Source organism: Alsobacter sp. SYSU BS001988, from assembly GCF_054796215.1.
Genome location: NZ_JBTAMK010000076.1, coordinates 1 through 234 on the forward strand (window position 1 = coordinate 1; position 234 = coordinate 234).

Consider the following 234-nt stretch of genomic DNA (forward strand, 5'->3'; position numbering starts at 1 on the left):
GCTTCGACATCAACGATGACGGCGTGTTGGAGGTCGATCAGATAGTTGGTCGCATAGGCGAAGAAGGCGTGCCCCTTCAGGGCTCCGGTCCATTGCGCCACCGGATCGGACTTGGACACGAACTTCGGCTTCACCTCGCTGGCGGCGCCCCAAGCCGCTTCGTCGAGCGTGTCCAGGTACTCCCGAACCGACCGCCTCGTCTCGGCAAGAGCCGTCCAGTCCACTGTCTCGCAT

At 62.8% G+C, this 234-nt stretch carries 1 pseudogene; it reads right to left on the bottom strand.

Annotated elements, in window-relative coordinates:
• A pseudogene (locus ACYVO7_RS25860) lies at window positions 1-234 on the bottom strand (IS5/IS1182 family transposase); the annotation flags it as partial.